Source organism: Pseudomonas viridiflava (assembly GCF_900602065.1).
In the GTDB taxonomy this organism is placed as follows: domain Bacteria; phylum Pseudomonadota; class Gammaproteobacteria; order Pseudomonadales; family Pseudomonadaceae; genus Aquipseudomonas.
The window spans coordinates 1-427 of sequence record NZ_UWFN01000186.1 but is presented as its reverse complement, the minus strand read 5'-3'; the positions used below and the strand labels follow the sequence as shown (position 1 = coordinate 427).

General features: G+C 54.3%; 1 protein-coding gene. It reads right to left on the bottom strand.

The window, feature by feature from the left end; genetic code table 11:
• Positions 1–245: 245 nt before the first annotated feature.
• Positions 246–427: acyl-CoA dehydrogenase C-terminal domain-containing protein (locus tag EE949_RS10520; protein WP_164666752.1), on the bottom strand; the 182-nt coding region annotated here is incomplete at its 5' end.

Below are 427 nucleotides of genomic sequence, written 5' to 3'. Positions count from 1 at the left end.
GCACTGGGCGGGGGATATAAAACACGCGCACAAAGAAAACCCCGCCGAAGCGAGGTTTTCCAGACTGTTTCCCTGACATCCCTTTCGTCCCACCATCCTGGCAGGCTTCCCTACGTGTCCCTGTTATGTTTGATTGCGCATCCTGCGCTACGTCCATGGATTTAGAGTAACTTTGGATCCGAATTAAAGGAAGAGGCCAAATGGCAGCACGACGTGTAAGCAAATGCTTACACGCTGCTACTGTTTCAAAACTGTTCGGCGTCCAGCAGGAACAACGACTCGCTGCCAGCACGTACTGATGCGTTCAACGAATGAATACGCGGCAGCAGACGGGCGAAGTAGAAACGCGCCGTACCCAGCTTGCTGGCGTAGAAATCCTCCTGCGCTTCCTTGCCTACGGCGGCCTTGGCCATCATCGCCCACATGT